This is a genomic window from Stutzerimonas stutzeri SDM-LAC (assembly GCF_000235745.1).
Taxonomy (GTDB): domain Bacteria; phylum Pseudomonadota; class Gammaproteobacteria; order Pseudomonadales; family Pseudomonadaceae; genus Stutzerimonas; species Stutzerimonas stutzeri_H.
Genome location: NZ_AGSX01000156.1, coordinates 1 through 226, shown reverse-complemented (window position 1 = coordinate 226; position 226 = coordinate 1). Strand labels below are relative to the sequence as shown.

1 protein-coding gene is annotated in these 226 nt (G+C 50.0%); it reads right to left on the bottom strand.

Features of this window, described 5'->3' with window-relative positions; translation table 11 throughout:
- Positions 1–226, bottom strand: a 226-nt coding sequence (locus PSTU_RS22100; RefSeq protein WP_237709885.1) for a hypothetical protein, incomplete at both ends; no start/stop codon positions are given.

Genomic DNA, 226 nt, shown 5'->3' with positions numbered 1-226 from the left:
TTGATCGGAAGCGGTTGAAAGAGGTGGTTGACAGCGGGTTTAGACGCTGTATGATTCGCCTCCCGCTGACGAGAGACGCTAGGTTGATCGGAAGCGCAAGCGGTTGAGAAGAAAGAAAAACTTCTTCAAAAACAGCTTGACGAGACACAGGGCTGCTGTAGAATGCGCGGCCTCGGTTGAGACGAAAGGCTTGATCGAAACGCTCTTTAACAACTGAATCAAGCAA